This window comes from Pseudoalteromonas sp. NSLLW24 (genome assembly GCF_015864725.1).
In the GTDB taxonomy this organism is placed as follows: domain Bacteria; phylum Pseudomonadota; class Gammaproteobacteria; order Enterobacterales; family Alteromonadaceae; genus Pseudoalteromonas; species Pseudoalteromonas arctica.
Window position 1 is genome coordinate 1 of record NZ_JADYWQ010000051.1, and the last position, 663, is coordinate 663.

Below are 663 nucleotides of genomic sequence, written 5' to 3' on the forward strand. Positions count from 1 at the left end.
GGTATTTTGTATTGATGTGTGTGCTTATGCTGTTATGAGTAATCACACTCACTTAGTCCTGTATGTAGATGATAATCAAGCAAACAGGCTGAATGATAAAGCGATTGTTATTCGCTGGCATAAACTCTGTAAAGGCACATTGTTAACGCAAAAATATGTACAAGGTGAAAAGCTAAGTAAAGTTGAACTCATCTTTTTCAACCAAACGGTTAAACAATACCGCGAACGCCTAGCAAGTATTAGCTGGTTTATGCGGCTATTAAATGAAGACATTGCGCGTAGAGCAAATAAAGAAGATAACTGCACAGGACGATTCTGGGAGGGTAGATTCAAATCGCAAGCATTACTAGATGAAGCAGCACTTGCAGCGTGTATGGCCTATGTCGATTTAAATCCCATTAGAGCAAAAATGGCTAACACACCAGAAGAGTCAGACCATACCAGTGTACAAAAGCGTTTAACATGCGCAGCAGAAGGTAAACAACCAAAACAGTTACTACGTTTTGCTGGTCTGCCTCGTCAGATTATGCCCAAAGGGCTGCCGTTTGAGCTTAAATCGTACCTTGAACTTGTTGAGCTAACAGAGCGAATAATACGAGAGGATAAGCGTGGGCATATTGATAATATGAACCTTCCTTTGTTAGAAAGGCTTAATATATCCCC

At 40.4% G+C, this 663-nt stretch carries 1 protein-coding gene; it reads left to right on the forward strand.

The annotated features are described in order from the left end of the window. On the forward strand, window positions 1–663 hold a 663-nt coding region (locus I6E72_RS19635), incomplete at both ends, for a transposase (RefSeq protein ID WP_197113915.1).